The sequence below is a fragment of the Enterobacter sp. 186315 genome (genome assembly GCF_053290175.1).
The window spans coordinates 246,659-263,351 of record NZ_JBPTTK010000006.1 but is presented as its reverse complement, the minus strand read 5'-3'; the positions used below and the strand labels follow the sequence as shown (position 1 = coordinate 263,351).

The 16,693-nt window shown below is 56.6% G+C and carries 17 protein-coding genes and 1 tRNA gene; 11 read left to right on the top strand and 7 right to left on the bottom strand.

All coding sequences use genetic code 11. The features are described 5' to 3' along the window. Positions 1–185: 185 nt before the first annotated feature. Positions 186–273, bottom strand: a tRNA-Ser gene (locus ACSVHP_RS09820). Positions 274–417: 144 nt separating this feature from the next. Continuing rightward, positions 418–2,046, bottom strand: coding sequence for an ABC transporter substrate-binding protein (locus ACSVHP_RS09815; RefSeq protein WP_447551793.1), 1,629 nt, complete (start codon positions 2,044–2,046; stop codon positions 418–420). 268 nt (positions 2,047–2,314) lie between these two features. Here ACSVHP_RS09815 and yccA point away from each other — a divergent pair, with 268 nt between their 5' ends. Further along, positions 2,315–2,974 carry an FtsH protease modulator YccA gene (gene yccA, locus ACSVHP_RS09810; RefSeq protein ID WP_234673923.1) on the top strand — a complete coding sequence of 220 codons (660 nt, stop codon included), beginning with the start codon at positions 2,315–2,317 and terminating at the stop codon, positions 2,972–2,974. A 56-nt stretch (positions 2,975–3,030) separates the two neighbouring features. Here yccA and ACSVHP_RS09805 read toward each other — a convergent pair whose 3' ends face one another. Then, a complete protein-coding gene (locus ACSVHP_RS09805; protein WP_447551792.1) occupies positions 3,031–3,507 on the bottom strand; it encodes a hypothetical protein in 477 nt (158 codons plus the stop codon). Then, positions 3,504–4,268 (bottom strand): winged helix-turn-helix domain-containing protein, encoded by a 765-nt coding sequence (locus ACSVHP_RS09800; protein WP_447551791.1) that lies wholly within the window; start codon positions 4,266–4,268, stop codon positions 3,504–3,506. The genes ACSVHP_RS09805 and ACSVHP_RS09800 overlap by 4 nt, the downstream gene beginning before the upstream one ends. Before the next feature lie 309 nt (positions 4,269–4,577). Between ACSVHP_RS09800 and ACSVHP_RS09795 the strand changes: the two genes are divergently transcribed. The 6 genes from ACSVHP_RS09795 (at position 4,578) to tusE (ending at position 10,810) form a co-directional block, all read left to right on the top strand. Further along, positions 4,578–5,321, top strand: a complete 744-nt coding sequence (locus ACSVHP_RS09795; protein WP_447551790.1) for a hypothetical protein — start codon at positions 4,578–4,580, stop codon at positions 5,319–5,321. Between the two features lie 72 nt (positions 5,322–5,393). After that, positions 5,394–5,900: a CS1 type fimbrial major subunit gene (locus ACSVHP_RS09790; RefSeq protein WP_234673927.1), complete on the top strand. Its 507-nt coding sequence runs from the start codon at positions 5,394–5,396 to the stop codon at positions 5,898–5,900. Positions 5,901–5,972: 72 nt separating this feature from the next. Further along, positions 5,973–8,690, top strand: coding sequence for a TcfC E-set like domain-containing protein (locus tag ACSVHP_RS09785; RefSeq protein WP_447551789.1), 2,718 nt, complete (start codon positions 5,973–5,975; stop codon positions 8,688–8,690). A gap of 1 nt (position 8,691) precedes the next feature. Next, positions 8,692–9,849 (top strand): CfaE/CblD family pilus tip adhesin, encoded by a 1,158-nt coding sequence (locus ACSVHP_RS09780; protein ID WP_447551788.1) that lies wholly within the window; start codon positions 8,692–8,694, stop codon positions 9,847–9,849. Between the two features lie 10 nt (positions 9,850–9,859). After that, positions 9,860–10,411 carry a helix-turn-helix transcriptional regulator gene (locus ACSVHP_RS09775; protein WP_447551787.1) on the top strand — a complete coding sequence of 184 codons (552 nt, stop codon included), beginning with the start codon at positions 9,860–9,862 and terminating at the stop codon, positions 10,409–10,411. Positions 10,412–10,480: 69 nt separating this feature from the next. Next, the gene (gene tusE / locus ACSVHP_RS09770; RefSeq protein ID WP_234673931.1) at positions 10,481–10,810 is read left to right on the top strand and encodes a sulfurtransferase TusE; all 330 of its coding nucleotides are present in this window, start codon (positions 10,481–10,483) and stop codon (positions 10,808–10,810) included. On the opposite strand, the gene yccX is transcribed toward tusE, so the two are convergent. Then, entirely contained in the window at positions 10,807–11,088 is a 282-nt protein-coding gene (yccX, locus tag ACSVHP_RS09765; RefSeq protein ID WP_234673932.1) for an acylphosphatase, read from the bottom strand. The genes tusE and yccX overlap by 4 nt on opposite strands. 93 nt (positions 11,089–11,181) lie before the next feature. Here yccX and rlmI point away from each other — a divergent pair, with 93 nt between their 5' ends. Further along, entirely contained in the window at positions 11,182–12,372 is a 1,191-nt protein-coding gene (gene rlmI / locus ACSVHP_RS09760) for a 23S rRNA (cytosine(1962)-C(5))-methyltransferase RlmI (protein WP_447551786.1), read from the top strand. A gap of 60 nt (positions 12,373–12,432) precedes the next feature. Beyond that, complete coding sequence (hspQ, locus tag ACSVHP_RS09755; protein ID WP_447551785.1) at positions 12,433–12,750, top strand: heat shock protein HspQ; 318 nt, start codon at positions 12,433–12,435, stop codon at positions 12,748–12,750. A 39-nt stretch (positions 12,751–12,789) separates the two neighbouring features. Here the strand turns inward: hspQ and ACSVHP_RS09750 are convergent, their stop codons facing one another. Next, entirely contained in the window at positions 12,790–13,203 is a 414-nt protein-coding gene (locus ACSVHP_RS09750; protein ID WP_417314304.1) for a CoA-binding protein, read from the bottom strand. Between the two features lie 170 nt (positions 13,204–13,373). Between ACSVHP_RS09750 and csgI the strand changes: the two genes are divergently transcribed. Both csgI and mgsA read left to right on the top strand, forming a co-directional pair. Further along, positions 13,374–14,036, top strand: coding sequence for a curli synthesis inhibitor (gene csgI / locus ACSVHP_RS09745; RefSeq protein ID WP_234673936.1), 663 nt, complete (start codon positions 13,374–13,376; stop codon positions 14,034–14,036). 80 nt (positions 14,037–14,116) lie between these two features. Beyond that, on the top strand, positions 14,117–14,575 hold the full coding sequence (gene mgsA / locus ACSVHP_RS09740; protein WP_234673937.1) for a methylglyoxal synthase: 459 nt from the start codon (positions 14,117–14,119) through the stop codon (positions 14,573–14,575). A 45-nt stretch (positions 14,576–14,620) separates the two neighbouring features. On the opposite strand, the gene helD is transcribed toward mgsA, so the two are convergent. Continuing rightward, the gene (helD, locus tag ACSVHP_RS09735; RefSeq protein WP_447551784.1) at positions 14,621–16,675 is read right to left on the bottom strand and encodes a DNA helicase IV; all 2,055 of its coding nucleotides are present in this window, start codon (positions 16,673–16,675) and stop codon (positions 14,621–14,623) included. Positions 16,676–16,693: the final 18 nt, after the last annotated feature.

Here is a 16,693-nt window from a genome sequence, read left to right as displayed (position 1 = left end):
CTTTCGGGTCGCCGGTTTTCAAGACCGGTGCCTTCAACCGCTCGGCCACGCTTCCAAAGTGAGGCGCACTATAAACATCTATTAGCGCCTTGTAAAGCAGGAATTTTTCTAAATTTCATCTGCCGCATTCTGGACGCGATAAAAGCAAAAAACCCTGCGATATTGCTATCGCAGGGTTTCGAATTTGGCGGAAGCGTAGAGATTCGAACTCTAGAACCCTTTCGGGTCGCCGGTTTTCAAGACCGGTGCCTTCAACCGCTCGGCCACGCTTCCTAAGTGAGGCGCACTATAAACATCCGCTTGCGCCCTGTAAAGAGGCAAATAATTTGTTTGCCTGAAAAACAGCCAAAATGCGGTTAGTCGGTTGAAACAACAGCAGATTGGCTATTTTGCCAGCGCAAAACGCTGCTCTCTGGCTCAATGTTTTTTGATGTACATATCTTTGGTGTAGTAGTACCCCAGCTTATCCGGCGTAAAACCGCCCACCCACGGCTTCACCAGATGCGTGCGAACGTAGTGATAGACCGGGATCGCCGGAACATCGCGTCCCAGTAGATCTTCGGCCTTCTGGTAATACTTGCCGCGCTCCTCGGTTGTTTTCGCTTTGGCCGCATCCACCAGCGCCTGGTCGTATTCCGGGTTGCTGTACTGGCTGGTGTTTTCGCTGTCGCCGGTACGGAAGTTGTTCAGGAAGGTCGCCGCATCGTCGTAGTCGGCGATCCAGGCGTAGCGCACCGCATCAAAATTGTGGGTGTGCATGGTGTCCAGCATCGTTTTCCACTCCTGATTTTGCAGCTTCGCTTCCACGCCGAGGTTTTTCTTCCACATGGAGCTGGCGGCAATCGCAATGCGCTGGTGCGATTCGGAGGTGTTATAGAGCAGGTTGAAGCTCAGCGGATGACCGGCGTTAAACCCGGCCTCTTCCAGCAGTTTTTTCGCTTCGGCAATGCGTTTATCCATCGGCCAGCTGGCGTAGTCCGGCGTTTTTAGCGTCACGCCGCCAATTTCCGGCTGACTTATCAGCCACGCCGGGCGCTGCCCCTGCCCCAGCACTTTTTCGGCAATGATGTCTTTATCAAGCGCCATGTTGAGCGCCTTACGCACGCGCACGTCGTTAAACGGCGGGCGGGTGGTGTTGAATTCGTAATAGTAGGTCGCCAGCTGCGGGGAGACATCCAGCTCGCTGCCCATGGTTTTCTTCAGCTGGGCAAACTGATTAATCGGCACGGTATAGACGATATCGATCTCGCCCGCTTTGTAGCGGTTCACCTCTGCCGCTTCGGAGGTGATCGGCAGATAGGTCACCTTGTTGATCACCGTATGCGCGTTATCCCAGTAGCGCGGATTGCGCTCGGCGACGATGCGCTCGTTGACGACCCACTGCGAAAGCGTGTAGGCCCCGCTGGTCACGATATGCTCCGGCTTGGTCCACTTCTCAGCGAATTTGCCGATTAATACTTTATCGACGGGCACTAGCGACGGGTGCGCCAGCATGGCAAGGAACGCGGCGTTGGGCTGGGTGAGCGTCACTTCAAGCGTGGTGTCGTTCAGGGCTTTTACCCCCAGCGTATCGGGCGCCTGCTTGCCCTGTGCGATATCGGCCGCATTGACGATATGCATATTGCCCGGATAGCTGGCGTAAGGGGATGCCGTTTTAGGATCCACCAGGCGCTGCCAGCTCCATACTACGTCCTGAGCGGTTATCGCCGTACCGTCGCTCCAGGTAATGCCCGGGCGCAGGTGGAACGTCCAGACGGTGTTGTCTTTGTTTTCCCACTTCTCTGCCAGGCGCGGTTCGATGTCGCCCTTCGGGGATACATTCACCAGCCCTTCGAATAAATCGCTGATAATATTGAATTCGACATCGCTTTCCACCTTATGCGGATCCAGCGACGCGGGTTCATTACCGTTGTTCCTGACCAGCTCCTGTTTCTCTGCAAGCACAGTCCCTGCCGGCACCGTTGCAGCCCAGGCCGTCGTGCTTGCGCACAGGATGCCTGCGGTTAACAAAGAAAGCGTAAAGCGCGTGCGTGATTGTGGTGTCATTTCCTTCGCCTTATAGTTTGTTTTAGGACCATCCGTGTTTACTCTTAGCGTTCTGATTGTAATAACGCAATATTTTTCAGTAACCTATAAGAGGTTGATCTGAACAAACCCGTTAAAACGAGGTTCATTCTGCTCAACGAGATTTATGCAGAAGAAACAACCACCTTCAGCGCGAAGGGGATGAGTAAAGATGGGTAAAACCACTTTGTAACTGACGCGCCTTTTCCTATGCTTGCCGCTAATTACATCTGTCATAAGAGAGTGACTCATGGATCGTATTATTAGTTCTTCACGCGACCGCACATCGCTACTCAGCACCCACAAGGTGCTGCGCAATACCTATTTCATGCTCAGCCTGACGCTGGCGTTTTCTGCTATTACCGCAACCGCCAGCACCGTTCTGATGCTGCCTTCTCCGGGCCTTATCCTGACGCTGGTGGGCATGTACGGACTGATGTTCCTGACCTACAAAACGGCGGATAAACCGGTCGGTATTCTGTCTGCGTTCGCCTTCACCGGCTTCCTGGGCTATATCCTGGGGCCAATCCTGAACGCCTATCTGTCTGCCGGTATGGGTGACCTTATCGGTATGGCGCTGGGCGGTACGGCGCTTGTGTTCTTCTGCTGCTCGGCCTACGTGCTGACCACGCGTAAGGACATGTCCTTCCTCGGCGGCATGCTGATGGCGGGTATCGTGGTGGTGCTGGTCGGTATGGTGGCGAACATCTTCCTTCAGCTGCCTGCCCTGCACCTGGCAATCAGCGCGGTGTTCATCCTGATTTCATCTGGCGCAATCCTGTTTGAAACCAGCAACATCATTCGCGGCGGCGAGACTAACTACATCCGCGCTACCGTGAGCCTGTATGTGTCGCTGTACAACATTTTCGTCAGCCTGCTGAGCATCCTGGGCTTCGCAAGCCGCGACTAAGCAGACCTGCTGAAATAAAAAGGAGAATGCCCCCGGCATTCTCCTTTTTTTATGCCCTACTCACCCCGGCAAATATAGGTGGGATAATGCCGGTCCTGAATCAGCCACACGGAAGGCGAGAGTTCCGCTATCGTCAGATAGTAGCGGGCGGTTGGCCAGGCAAAGCTTCCCCACTGGGCATCAGGCGTGTTGTCGTTGTGCCGACGCCAGGTTTTGGTGTAGCTCAACACGATCACCTTATCATCGTCCCGTCGCGCCCACGTAAAATCGATATCCCTGTCAACAATCAGGTTCCGGCCCTCATACTTTGCCGCTCCCTTGTAGGTCGTCACGCCGGTCCCGTTGCGATGAAAATAGAACTGGGCAACGGCGTTGACCTTCACTTCATTCTGCTTTCCTTCATTGCGGGTAAAATTAAACTCGGTGCTACAGGCCAGCGCATCGCGTTTATAGACTCCGCCAGTACAGATGAAGAGCACAACCGCGCCGCCGACTATCGCACCCGCCATACCGAACAGAAGCTTAATTTTCATTCTTCTGCCCCGCTTTTGTAGCGAATGGTTTTACACAGGCTGGTTTCATTTACCGGACAGGCACCGATAAACACCTCATCGGCCGCGGCCAGCGAAAAATGGGCGCTAAAATAATAAACGTTGTACTCCTCACGATCGCAGGCCACGTCATTTTGCTTTAGCCGCTCGGCCATTTTCGACAGCACCAGCGGTCGGCCATGATCGTTAATCAACCAGAAGCGGCAGCCGGCTATTTTTTCCTGAACGGGCTTTAGCCTCGCAGGCACGGTTATTTCAAGCTGTCGGCTAAAATAGAGGCTAACCAGCATGGCCAACAGGGTGAATATCGCTAAAACCAGCCACCACTTTTTGGATAACCGTTTATAGCCTGTCGGCTGTTCCATCGCTGGCTCTGGCGTCGGTGTCGAAACGGCAGGAGAAGCGTTCTCCGTGGGCTGGAAAATAACCTCGGCTTCAAAGCGGAATCCAAACCGGGGCACGGTCACGATAAATTCGTGCCCCTCTCCCAGCGCCTGGAAGTGTTTACGTAATTCGCTAACCGCTTTATTGAGGTTATTTCCCGACGGCGTAAAGCCGAATTCTTCCCACACGCGAGTGATCAATTCCTCCCGGCTCAGGTTGCGTCCTCGGTGTTTAATAAATTCTTGCAAAAGCCGAACGGCCGGCGCCGAAAGCGTTAATACAGATTCAGGTTGCCCCACAAGACTTATTGCATGTGCTTCAGGATCGAATAACAACGAATTATTGCATATAAAGAACATCTTTTATTCTCGGCTGTTACCGCATGTTTTTTTAATCCCTGGTATATCGACATGAAAACCACCCCCTGATCTGCTTATTTTTTCATCAGAAGGAATTTTCTTTCCATCCCTGGTCGCGGTATTTTCGCTTAACTATACAACCTTAAAGCCAGAAAGGCAGGATAAAAAACTGTATCTTGCTAGTTAATTAATACAAATTTTCACAAACCGCTGTTCTGGTTAAAGTTTCCCTGCCCTGAAGCGATACGAAAGCAGACGGTATCCTGGTGTTAACGCACCGCCGATAAATTCAGAGCAGGCAGACTTAACGTGAAACAAAAAAATAGAGTGAACATGAAAACCGCCTTTTATGTTGCCGCGCTGTCATTGCCATTTTTCTCAGAAATGACAATGGCCAATATGAGCGTGTACCCCATGGAGCTGAATGTGGACAGATCCGGTGCAGCGCAAATTAAGGTGGCTTCAAAAACCGATGATATTCAGTTCATTCGGGTGAGGCAAAAGAAAATTCTTAATTCCGGCACGGCCCAGGAAAAAGAGATTGATGTGGCCTCGTGGAAAGAAGGTGGCGTCGTCGTCACGCCCGAAAAATTTGCCCTTGCGGCAGGCGCAATGCGCGTGGTTCGGCTGGTTTCGCTCACGCCACCGGAAAAAGAGACCACCTGGCGCGTCTATTTTGAAGGTGTAAAGCAGCCTGACAGCATTATTCCCGGCAGGGCGGAAACGCCGGCTGCAACGGCTACGCTGGGCGTCAACGTCATTTGGGGAGCGCTGGTCCACCTCGCTCCGGAAAAAAGCGTGGTGTCGCTGTCAATAGATCCTCTCAAAGGGACGCTAAAAAACAGCGGCACGCTGCGGGTGCCGCTCAGGGAAATTGGAATGTGTAATGCCGACGCGTCGTGTAAATGGATTAAAGAAGACGCGACGATTTATCCGGACACCGAACGGAAATTAAAAACGCTTACAAATATACATAGCCAGAAATATAAATTTCGCTACTTCAACTGGGTGAATAAAACCGCTGAAGAAGCTGATTTACCCGTCGTGCAATAACACGGCGTCACTAAAAACCCACTGGGTTTGTTTAAAGAGCCAAGGCGCTCATTTGTAAATATGGAGATACCAATGCGTAAGTATTTTAAACCCCTGATGATTGTTGCCGCGATGACCACGTCCGTTAGCGCGCTGGCGATTCAAAAAGATATTACCGTTAATGCCAGCGTGGATTCACAGCTGGATATGACTCAGGCCGATAACACGCCGCTGCCGGCAAGCATCGATATGCAGTACCTGCCGGGTCGCGGTCTGGAAAGCTACCGTCTGAATACCAAGGTATGGTCTAACTCCGCCACCAGCAACGTGAAGGTCCGTCTTGTTAGCGCAGCTAAGCTGGCGAACACCGACGGCGCTGAAACCATCCCAATGACGGTGAAGCTGGGCGATAAAACCCTGTCCACCGCCGATGTTGAATACACCGGCACCGAACTGTTCCCGGGAAGCATTGAAAACGGTTCAGCGGTACTGCCTCTGACCATTTCTCAGACCACCAAAGGCATTCTGAAAACCGGTCAGTACAGCGGCGTAGTCAGCCTGATGCTGACGCAGGCGACTACCACGGAAGGCGGTGCGTAACACCCCAGCACCTAAGGAAGAACGTCAGAGGGTGCCCACCCTCTGACGTCAGGATGATGTCGAGGCTCGTTCATGGCGTTTCACAGAAATACTCTCCTCTTTGTTGCTTTGCTACCCGCATCCATCCAACTCGCCTGTGCCGGGATGGCCGTCCCGCCGGGTTTTGAAGATCTGGCGAAAACGCAGCGCCTCTGGACAGAGGTGAACCTCTACGGCGAGTCGCTTGGCCTTTTTGAAACGGATATTACCCTTGAAACGGTCAGCTTTGTCGCACCTGAAACCGTGATAGCGGCCATCAAGCGCCGGTTTAATGACGATCCCGCGCTGATTGCCACCGTGTCTGCCGCGCTGGCCGTTCCGCTTGCCCGTAACGGCAACCTGGCCTGTAGCAGCAACGGCTCCGCCACGGGATGCGACTACATTGATACCGATCGCGCGGCCATTATTTATGACGAAAATAACGCCCGCATTAGCCTGTTTTTGAACAGGAAATTCCTGCCGAAACCCACTGAGGAAAAGCAGTGGTATCAGCCAACGCAGGACACCGAAAATGCCCTCGTCCATCAGCAGAATATCAATTTCGTGGCCGACAGGGATTACCAGTCAGCCACCGTGCAGGGCAACGGCGCGCTGGCGCTGACCCAGGACGGCTATCTGAACCTCGACTGGATCTGGCTGGGGCAGCGTTCTAAACACCAGCAGCAGCAGGACGTCACCGTCAACAACGCCTGGTTCCGCCAGGATATCCTGCGTCAGTACTACGTTCAGCTTGGTGAGATGGACACCCGCGATCTGTTCAGCAACGCCGGGGGCAATATCAACCTCAGCCAGCTGCCGCTGGGCAAAATTCGCGGTCTGCGCACCGGTTCGACAAGGGCGTGGATTAACCCGGTTCAGCAGTCGAAGGGAACGCCCATCACCGTGCTGCTTTCTCACGACGCGCGTATCGACGCCCGTCGCGGCGACCAGCTGCTTGCCAGCTTTTACCTGAATGCCGGGGCGCAAACCCTGGACACGCGCGCGTTCCCGGACGGGAGCTACACCGTGACGCTCTCCATCTATGAAAATAACCGCCTGACGCGCACCGAGCAGGTGCCGTTTACCCGTACCGGAATAACCCCCTTCGACCGCGTCGAGTGGTTCCTCCAGGCGGGCGAAACCGACAACAGCGATCAAAACGACGCGCGCAGCGCGGTAGCGCAGGCGGGCGTGCGCCTGCCCGTCACCCCAACGCTGGCGCTGACCAGCGGCGCAACGATAAAGAAAAGCCAGCGTTTCCTGGAAAATGCGCTCGACTGGAGCCGGGGCTTTAACGCGGGCCCGATCGACGGCGTGCTGAGCACCCGCTTTAGCTACCTCTACGGCAGCGAAGGCCAGCGCGGCAATATTCAGCAAATCAGCTATAACGACGGCTTCTCGCTGAGCCTCTATCGCAACGCGCTTTCAGCGGAAAACTGCAATACCCGAAGCGCGGGGTTTGACGCCGTGAACGGCTGCTATCGCACCCTCTCGGTGATGTTCTCCGTCCCCGTCGGCTCATGGTATGCGAGCCTCGGGTATTCGGATAACCGCAACGAAGGGCGTTACGTTTCTCGCCGGGCGCTCCCGGACAGCGACGATCGCCACGACGCGGGCCTGCCGTGGGAGTCGGTCTACGTGACCCGCTCCCGCACGCGTGCGTGGCAGGGTGGGCTGAGCAATGCGTTTAGCACCCGTGGCCTGAACATTAACAGCAGCATCAACCTGTTCATGCGCGACGATGACTCTCGCGCGGGCAAGGATAAAGGCGGATATCTCAGCGTAAGCCTGTCCATGGCGCATAACCGTCAGGGCGATGCGTCCAGCTACACCTCGATGGGGGCAACCTGGCAGCACCAGCAGCGTGAAAAGAATCAGATGAGCTACAGCGTGGCGCGCAACTGGTACGCCGATGCGCGCGGTGAAAATGAGTACGGCCTGAGCGCGTCGGGCATCAACAGCGATTCGCTGAATACCTCCGCCTATACGCGCCAGGGCGGACGATATGGCAACGGCAGCCTCACCGTGAGCGATGCCTGGGATCGTCAGGACAGCCGCCACACCCTGAGCAGCAGCGGCAACTACAGCTCGACCCTTGCGCTGTCGCGCTCTGGCCTGTGGCTGGGCCGCTGGAGCGACGGCCGCCCGGCTTCAGCCGTCGCGGTGAAGGTTGCTACACCGGAAGAGACTCAGGATCCGGGCGTCGCGGTGTCGCTGGATAACGGCGGCAGCGCGAACGTTCCGGGGAACAGCCGCGCCCTCTTTGCCGTGCCGGGCTACCAGCAGACGACCTTGACGATAAACGAATCGCTGGACGTGTCGCGCGGGGCCAGCAGTGAAATCACGCAGGGTTCGGGCAGCAGAACGCTGTTTATGGTGCCGGGCAAACTGCTGCGCCGGGACGTGCAAACCACCGCAAGCTACACCTGGCTCGGCCAGTTAACCGACCAGGACCATTCACCGTTTATCGGCGGCGTGCCGCTGAACGTGAACGGCTGGAGCGATCTGGGCAACGGCGGCTTTAGCGCCCAAAGCGACGCCCTGCTGCATAGCCTCTACCTGGTGCGTCAGGAGCAGTTTTATCAGTGCGCGCTGAACGTGAAGAGCATGCGCGACGTCGTGCGTTACGTGGGCGCGATCCCGTGCCGGGAACTCACCTTCTCCGCCTTGCCGGATGCCGTCCAGCAGCAGGCGCAGCTGATGCTAGCCAGACGAACGGTTGCGACAGGCCCGACCGCCATGAACGCCGATAACCTCACGAAAGGGAAATGATGTGAAGACGAGCTTCTTTATTTTACTGATCTTAAGCCTGTGGGCAGGCCAGACGCTGGCGGGCGCTCCTGCGGGAAGAAACACCAGCGCAGGGATCAGCTTCGATCGCACGGCACCGCCCGCGCGTTTTGATATCTGGTTTCATGAACCGAGCGGCTATGACCTCGCCGATCCGCAAAAGTGGGGACGTAATACCCTAACCTGTCTGTCCCGCACGGACACCGCTAACGGGGCCTGCATGACCGCGCCGGTCTGGTTCTCGGCGAACCCGGCTTCGCCCTACGCCATCACGTTACGTTTTACGCACGCCCTCACCGCCAGGACGGTGGATATCAAGGTGTATGGCGACCACTACATGTTTATCAACGGCAAAGTGTTTACCTTTGCCAGCTTCGTGACGGGGGGAACGGGGGATATCGCCGCCTGGAACAGAGAGCCCTACTTCGATTACTACATCGTGAAGAGCGAACTGGACAAGCTCACCCTGCCGGGGATCTGGACCGCCACGCTCAAGCAAAACCTGCGTCAGTGGGGAAGCGCCGACTGCGGCGGGGACTTTAATAACGTGAATGTGGGCTGCCCCGGCTATCTCTCCATCGCCAGCTGGCAGGCAAATATTCGCATTGAGGTGGTCGATCCGGGTAACCAGCAGATTTATCTGCCGGCCTTTCCGCACTCCACGCCGATCGTGAACCTCAACCTGACCAACTTCCCGGGACGCCCGGGTGGCAGCGAGATCCAGGGGGAAAACACGCTGGATATGTGCCTGTACGACGGTAAAAACAGCACCAGCACCCGTGCCTATCTTCGATTTGAGGATGACGGACTCCCGTCTGCGGATCGTGCCGACGGCGCGTTTTCTATCCGCCGACGCGGGGGCAGCCAGACCGACGCGCGGGATCGTCTTGATTATCAGGTGCTCGTCACCCATCCCGTTACGGGCGCAACCGAGACCGTCGCGAACGGCAAAACCCTGGTCTGGCAAGGCACCAACGATCCGCAGTATCTGCGCCAGGTTGTGCTGCCCGGCGGACGCGAGAGCGTGCTGTGCATTCCTGCGCCCATTATCCTGAAAACCCCCGCGTTTGCCGCCAGCAGCAAAAACGCGGGCGACTATACCGGCACGCTGCGCGTTATCTATACGCCCAGCACGTTATAACGAGGTTACCGTGAGTTACGCCATTCTCGACAATAATCGATTTTACGCCGAAGGGCTGCGCTATGCGCTGCTGCGTCGGGGCGTTCAGCTGGAGGTGCAAAGCGACACCGTACGGTGGCAGCCCTCGCTGCTTACCCGTCGCGTGATTGTCGTCCGCTGCCGCTTTTCCGTGGCGGCCACGCATCAGGCGCTGATCGCCATTTTGCTCAGGCTGGAGGCCGCCCGCTGGAACGGAAGCCTTTATCTGGTGTGCAACGAAAAGGGGTGGGCGCTGGCGACCCATTTACGCAAGCGTTTCGGGGCGTTAACCCTTTATATCCTCGATGACCGGATCGCCGTGGCGGATGCGGCCTATCTGCTGATAAAAGAGCCCCGCCGCATTCGAAGCCTTGACTGCTGCCTTACCGATCATGAGTTCAACGTGCTCGATCTCATGCTTACCGGTCTGCCTGTACGCCACATAGCGATCGCCACGCAGATGTCTGAGAAACAGGTTTCCACCCATAAATGCAATGCGCTGAAGAAGCTCAACGCCAGCAACCTGCTACAGCTGCTCCTGTAGGTCGAGGTTTCTCACGCCGCCCCTTATTTGCTACACTGGGGGCGGTTTTTACTTCATCGACAGAGCACTATGTTCATTTTTGCAGGCCAGGAAATTGAGACCGATAGCGACGGCTATCTGAAAGACACCACCCTCTGGAGCGAACCGCTGGCGGAGAAAATTGCCGAAAACGAAGGCATTACCCTCTCCCCCGAGCACTGGGAAGTGGTGCGTTTCGTGCGCGAATTCTACCTCGAATTTAACACCTCTCCGGCTATCCGCATGCTGGTCAAGGCGATGGCGAACACGTTCGGCGAAGAGAAAGGCAACAGCCGTTATCTCTATCGCCTGTTCCCGAAAGGCCCGGCAAAACAGGCGACGAAAATCGCGGGTCTGCCGAAACCGGTAAAATGCATTTAATAGCGAATATCAAACTTCGTCATTTCCCGGCCGGGTTGATGCGGTTGCGTTAAGACCTTATCCACCCGGGCGCTGCGCGGTCCGCCCGCCTTCAGCCACGCCACCAGCGCATCAACCTTTTCTGCCTCCCCGCAGGCCACCACCTCGACGCTGCCGTCGTCCATATTCTTCGCATATCCCGTCAGCCCAAGCTGAAGGGCTTCGCGCTGCGTGCTGTAGCGAAATCCCACGCCCTGAACGATGCCGTGAACCCAGGCGATAGTGCAGACTTTTGACATCTTCCTTCTCCTTATCCGTCTGGCGCGTTGCATTTCCCCACTGAACTCGGGAAAATGGCGGCCATTTTATTGGAATCGACAGAATAGCAAATTATGAGTGTACGTTTAGTGTTAGCCAAAGGGCGCGAGAAGTCATTATTGCGCCGCCATCCCTGGGTCTTTTCCGGCGCCGTTGCCCGTATGGAAGGCAAAGCCAGCCTCGGTGAAACCATCGATATCGTTGACCATCAGGGGAAATGGTTAGCGCGCGGCGCATACTCGCCGGCCTCCCAGATCCGCGCGCGCGTCTGGACCTTCGATAAAGACGAGACTGTTGATATCGACTTCTTTACCCGCCGTTTGCAGCAGGCGCAGCAGTGGCGCGAGTGGCTCGCAAAACGCGACGGGCTGGACAGCTATCGACTGATTGCCGGTGAATCCGACGGGATGCCGGGCGTAACGATCGATCGCTTCGGCAACTTCCTGGTGCTCCAGCTGTTAAGCGCCGGGGCGGAATATCAGCGCGCGGCGTTAATCAGCGCCCTGCAAACCTGCTTCCCGGAATGCGCAATCTACGATCGCAGCGACGTGGCGGTACGTAAGAAAGAGGGGCTGGAGCTGACGCAAGGTCCTGTTACCGGCGAGCTTCCACCTGCCCTGCTGCCTATCGAAGAACACGGCATGAAGCTGCTGGTGGATATTCAGGGCGGCCACAAAACGGGTTACTACCTCGATCAGCGCGACAGCCGTCTGGCGACCCGCCAGTACGTGGCGGACAAGCGCGTGCTGAACTGCTTCTCCTATACCGGCGGCTTCGCGGTGTCCGCGCTGATGGGCGGCTGCGCTCAGGTAGTCAGCGTTGATACTTCTCAGGAAGCGCTGGACGTGGCGAAGCAGAACGTTGAGCTGAACAAGCTGGATCTGAGCAAAGCGGAATTCATCCGCGACGACGTGTTCAAGCTGCTGCGCAAATACCGTGACCAGGGCGAAAAGTTCGACGTCATCGTGATGGATCCGCCGAAGTTCGTGGAGAACAAAAGCCAGCTGATGGGCGCCTGCCGTGGCTATAAGGATATCAACATGCTGGCGATCCAGCTGCTGAACCCCGGCGGCGTCCTGCTGACCTTCTCCTGCTCCGGCCTGATGACCACAGATTTATTTCAGAAAATCATCGCCGACGCCGCTATAGATGCCGGGCGTGATGTACAATTTATAGAGCAGTTCCGTCAGGCCGCCGATCATCCGGTGAGCGCTACCTACCCGGAAGGGCTGTATCTGAAAGGGTTTGCCTGTCGCGTCATGTAACTTGAAATGAGAAATATTGCCCACACATAAGGTGTATGTAATGTTTCCCGGGAGGTGACTATGATTGCCAGCAAATTCGGTATCGGCCAGCAGGTCCGCCACACCTTACTTGGGTATCTGGGCGTGGTCGTGGATATCGACCCGGAATATTCGCTTGATGAGCCATCAGCAGACGAGCTGGCGGTTGATGCGGAGCTTCGCGCGACCCCGTGGTATCACGTGGTGATGGAAGGTGATGATGGGCAGCCTGTTCATACCTATCTTGCCGAAGCGCAGCTTAGCGGAGAACTTCAGGATGAGCATCCTGAACAGCCCACGCTGGATGAGCTTGCCCAGACTATCCGTAAACAGCTCCAGGCTCCGCGCTTGCGGAACTAGCAGATGAAAAAAGCCCGGTATCGCTACCGGGCTTTTTTATTATTTCGCCAGCCCCAGTCGGGGAATATCAATCGCCGGGCATCGGTCCATCACCACGTTCAGCCCCGCCTCGCGCGCCAGCACCGCGGCCTGTTCGTTGATCACGCCAAGCTGCAACCACAGCGTTTTCGCACCAATCGCGATAGCCTCCTGGGCGACGCCCCAGGCCGCTTCGGAATTACGGAACACATCCACCATATCCACTTTTTCCGGCACCTCGGCCAGGGTTCCATACCCCTGCTGTCCGAGCAGCGTTTTCCCGGCCACTTTTGGCGATACGGGGATCACGTGATAGCCCTGATCGAGAAGATATTTCATCACCCGATAGCTTGGGCGGTCGGGCTTGTCGCTCGCCCCCACCAGCGCGATGGTTCGGGTCGATGTCAGAATGTCAGCAATCTCGTTCTCTTTCATAATCTTCCTCCAGGCTTTTTTTAAAGTGTACGTCAAAGCCGCCCGCTCAACCATCCAACCCATACAGATGTATGAGGGCAAAATCGCAGAATATGTCTATATGTTAGTAAACGTGATTATCGAAAAATTTAGATACATTATTGGGAACGTCTTTTAGACAGGAGCACCCTATGAAAACCGGCCTTGCCTCCGCTGTCATCGCACTCGTTATGCCGGTTTGCGTCTTTGCGACTACGCTACGGCTCTCCACCGATATCGATCTGCTGGTGCTGGACGGTAAAAAAGTCTCCAGTTCGCTGCTGCGGGGTGCAGACAGCATTGAGCTGGACAACGGGCCGCATCAGGTGGTGTTTCGCGTGGAAAAGACAATCCGGGTCGCCAACCACGAACAGCGTATGTACATCTCGCCGCCGCTTGTCGTCAGCTTTAATACGCAGCGGATTAGCCAGGTAAATTTTAGCCTGCCCCGGCTGGAAACGGAAAAAGAGGCGCAGGCGTTTGAATCGGCCCCGCGCATGGAGCTGCTGGACGGCGATGCCATGAGCATCCCGGTGAAGCTGGATATCCTCGCCATCACCACCACGCCGAACGGCGTTAACTATGAAGCGGATACCGAAATCTACAACAAAGCGGGCAAACGCGCCTCGCTGCCGCAGTTCGCCACCATGATGGCGGATGACAGCACGCTGCTGTCGGGCGTGTCCGAGCTGGACGTCATTCCTCCGCAGTCCCAGACGCTCACCGAGCAGCGGCTGAAATTCTGGTTTCAGCAGGCCGACCCGGATACGCGCGCGCGGTTCCTGCAATGGGCAAAGCAGCAGCCCTCGTCGTAATACACATTTTTACGCCCTTTCTCTTGCAGCATCAGGCGCTTCCAGTCATCTTGTAGCCAGTTAACCTGACGGGAAAGATTATGGAACTGACAACACGCACGCTTCCTGCGCGCAAACATATTGCTCTCGTAGCGCACGATCACTGCAAACAGATGCTGCTGAACTGGGTTCGTCATCATCGGTCCGTGCTGGAACAGCACAGGCTCTCTGCGACGGGCACGACCGGCAACCTCATCCAGCGCGAAACCGGCCTGGAGGTCAATGCCATGCTGAGCGGCCCGATGGGTGGCGATCAGCAGGTCGGGGCGCAGATTTCGGAAGGGAAAATTGATGTGCTGATTTTCTTCTGGGATCCGCTGAACGCCGTACCGCACGACCCGGATGTAAAAGCGCTGCTGCGTCTGGCAACGGTGTGGAATATTCCGGTAGCGACTAACCTGTCCACCGCCGACTTTATTATTGCCTCCCCGCAGTTCAGCGCCCCGGTGGATATTTTGATCCCGGACTATCAGCGCTATCTTGCTGAGCGGCTGAAGTAGCTTTTTGCAGGCCGGGTCAGGCGACGCCGCCACCCGGCCATTCCCCTACGGCTTCCTCGCCACCGGCACATCCATACTCTTCAGAATATCGACAAACACGGACGGCGCCTCTTTATTGAACAGCAGCCAGACGCGATGCCGCGCGCGGGTGATCGCCACGTACAGCAAACGGCGCTCTTCAGCATCCGGGAAATCTTCCGGTACCGGCAGTAACGCCTGCTCCATCACCGACTCGCGTGCGGGCGCCGGGAAGCCATCGCTGCCCTCCTTTAGCCCCACCACGATCGCGTAATCCGCCTGCTGGCCCTTACTGGCGTGGATAGTCATAAAATCAAGCTGGAGCTTTGGCCAGCGGGTCGCGGCTTTTTCCAGCGCCGCCGGTTTGAGGTGGTGATATCGCGCCAGCACCAGAATGCGCTCGTCCGGTTTCGCGTAACCGCTCAGCTTGTCCAGCAGCGGCTCAAGCTGATCTTCCGACATCAGCGTCACCGCTTTTTTATCCCCGGTCGTCAGGCTGTTAAGCGGCTTGGCCAGCTGATGCGGGTTTTGCTGAATAAAGCGGTTGGCGATTTCACCGATCCGCGAGTTGAAGCGGTAGGTGGTGTCCAGATCGCTGCGATCGCCTTCGCCAAAATACGCGTGGAAAGCGGTGGTCAATGAGAGCTGCGCCCCGCTGAAGCGGTAGATTGCCTGCCAGTCATCCCCCACCGCAAAGAGCGACGTATGTTTATTTTGCGCACGCAGGGCCGACAGCAGCGCGGCGCGCTGGGGCGAGATATCCTGAAACTCATCCACCAGAATGTGCTTCCAGGGACTGACAAACCGCCCTTTTTCGAGAATGATAATGGCCTGGTGGATCAGCCCGGAAAAATCGACCGCATTCTCTTCTTTCAACGCCGTTTTCCACGCTTTCAGCATCGGTGCCATCAGCTTGACCCGCTTTGAAAACAGCGACTGGATCTCTTCCGGCGCGCTTTCAATCATCTCCGCCTGCGTGCCGCCGTGCATGCGCATCAGGCTGACCCAGCGGTCAAGGCGTGAGCCGAGGCGGCGCGCGAACTTTTCATCCTGCCAGAAGCTGCCCTCAGGCACTTCCCAGTTCAGCTCCTCTTCAAGCCACTGCCGCCAGCCCTTCGCCTGCGCTTTTTTCTCGCTGCACTGCTGCTGCCAGGTTTTGATAAACAGCGACTGGCGCGCCTGGGTGTCGTTTTCAAGCCTGCTGATGGCCGGGATCTTTTTGCTCCCCTGCTGGATGATGTGCAGCGCAAGGGCGTGAAAGGTTCGGGCGGTGATGTCCTGGGTATGCAGGCGCGCCTGAATTCGCTCGTCCATTTCCTGCGCAGCCTTGCGGCCAAACGCCAGGAGTAAAATCTGATCCGGCGCGGCAGCACCGGTAGTCAGAAGCCAGCCCGCGCGGGCAACCAGCACGGAGGTTTTGCCGCTTCCCGCCCCCGCCAGCACCAGAAGCGACTGCTCGCCGTTGACCACCGCCCGCGCCTGGGCAGGGTTCAGCGGTGAGGATTCAATCTGGCTGAAGAAATCAGCGTATTGCGTCAGCATGGCGTCGGTCCACGCCTGATTGTGGGCCAGACGGCTTTGATCGATATCCGTAAGCCACGCCTGGCACTGCCGCCACGCTTCGCGGCAGTTCTCAAATTCCTCAAGACGGCTCACCGGCAGCGGCAGCGCGGTTAGCGCCTGCTTAATTTTTTGCTGTAGGCCTGCGGTTTGCTGGCGCGTGAGCCATTTTTTCTGCTCGCTGCTTTGCGCAATGTCATCCACGACCTGCTGCAAAACCTGCGCGGCGACGTTGCTCATCTCTTCGCTCCACTGACGCCAGCGGGTATTCAGATGGTGGTGAAAACGCTGGGTTTCGGCCCACTCGGTGCCGTGCAGGCGCACCACTTTTTCAGCAGGCAGAACAAACTCCAGCTCGCCCCACACCAGCCCGCGCTTGCAGTGGATAGCTAAAAGCTGGTTAAACGGAATGAGGTATTCGTGACGCTCGCCAGAGACTTTGACGCCTGCATTAAGAAGGACAACCTTGTCATAAGGATGTTGCGCCAGGCGTTTGCCCAGTGAAGTTGCTTTCAATTCCATGTCCGGCCGGATCCACGA

Excerpts from the sequence above, each read along its gene's own strand:
- ACSVHP_RS09785 (WP_447551789.1), top strand. The coding sequence starts at position 5,973 with ATGGCGTTTCACAGAAATACTCTCCTCTTTGTTGCTTTGCTACCCGCA.
- ACSVHP_RS09750 (WP_417314304.1), bottom strand. The coding sequence starts at position 13,203 with ATGAAAGAGAACGAGATTGCTGACATTCTGACATCGACCCGAACCATC.
- hspQ (WP_447551785.1), top strand. The coding sequence starts at position 12,433 with ATGATTGCCAGCAAATTCGGTATCGGCCAGCAGGTCCGCCACACCTTA.
- ACSVHP_RS09800 (WP_447551791.1), bottom strand. The coding sequence starts at position 4,268 with ATGTTCTTTATATGCAATAATTCGTTGTTATTCGATCCTGAAGCACAT.
- ACSVHP_RS09815 (WP_447551793.1), bottom strand. The coding sequence starts at position 2,046 with ATGACACCACAATCACGCACGCGCTTTACGCTTTCTTTGTTAACCGCA.
- ACSVHP_RS09790 (WP_234673927.1), top strand. The coding sequence starts at position 5,394 with ATGCGTAAGTATTTTAAACCCCTGATGATTGTTGCCGCGATGACCACG.
- csgI (WP_234673936.1), top strand. The coding sequence starts at position 13,374 with ATGAAAACCGGCCTTGCCTCCGCTGTCATCGCACTCGTTATGCCGGTT.
- ACSVHP_RS09805 (WP_447551792.1), bottom strand. The coding sequence starts at position 3,507 with ATGAAAATTAAGCTTCTGTTCGGTATGGCGGGTGCGATAGTCGGCGGC.
- yccX (WP_234673932.1), bottom strand. The coding sequence starts at position 11,088 with ATGTCAAAAGTCTGCACTATCGCCTGGGTTCACGGCATCGTTCAGGGC.
- mgsA (WP_234673937.1), top strand. The coding sequence starts at position 14,117 with ATGGAACTGACAACACGCACGCTTCCTGCGCGCAAACATATTGCTCTC.
- tusE (WP_234673931.1), top strand. The coding sequence starts at position 10,481 with ATGTTCATTTTTGCAGGCCAGGAAATTGAGACCGATAGCGACGGCTAT.
- helD (WP_447551784.1), bottom strand. The coding sequence starts at position 16,675 with ATGGAATTGAAAGCAACTTCACTGGGCAAACGCCTGGCGCAACATCCT.
- yccA (WP_234673923.1), top strand. The coding sequence starts at position 2,315 with ATGGATCGTATTATTAGTTCTTCACGCGACCGCACATCGCTACTCAGC.
- rlmI (WP_447551786.1), top strand. The coding sequence starts at position 11,182 with ATGAGTGTACGTTTAGTGTTAGCCAAAGGGCGCGAGAAGTCATTATTG.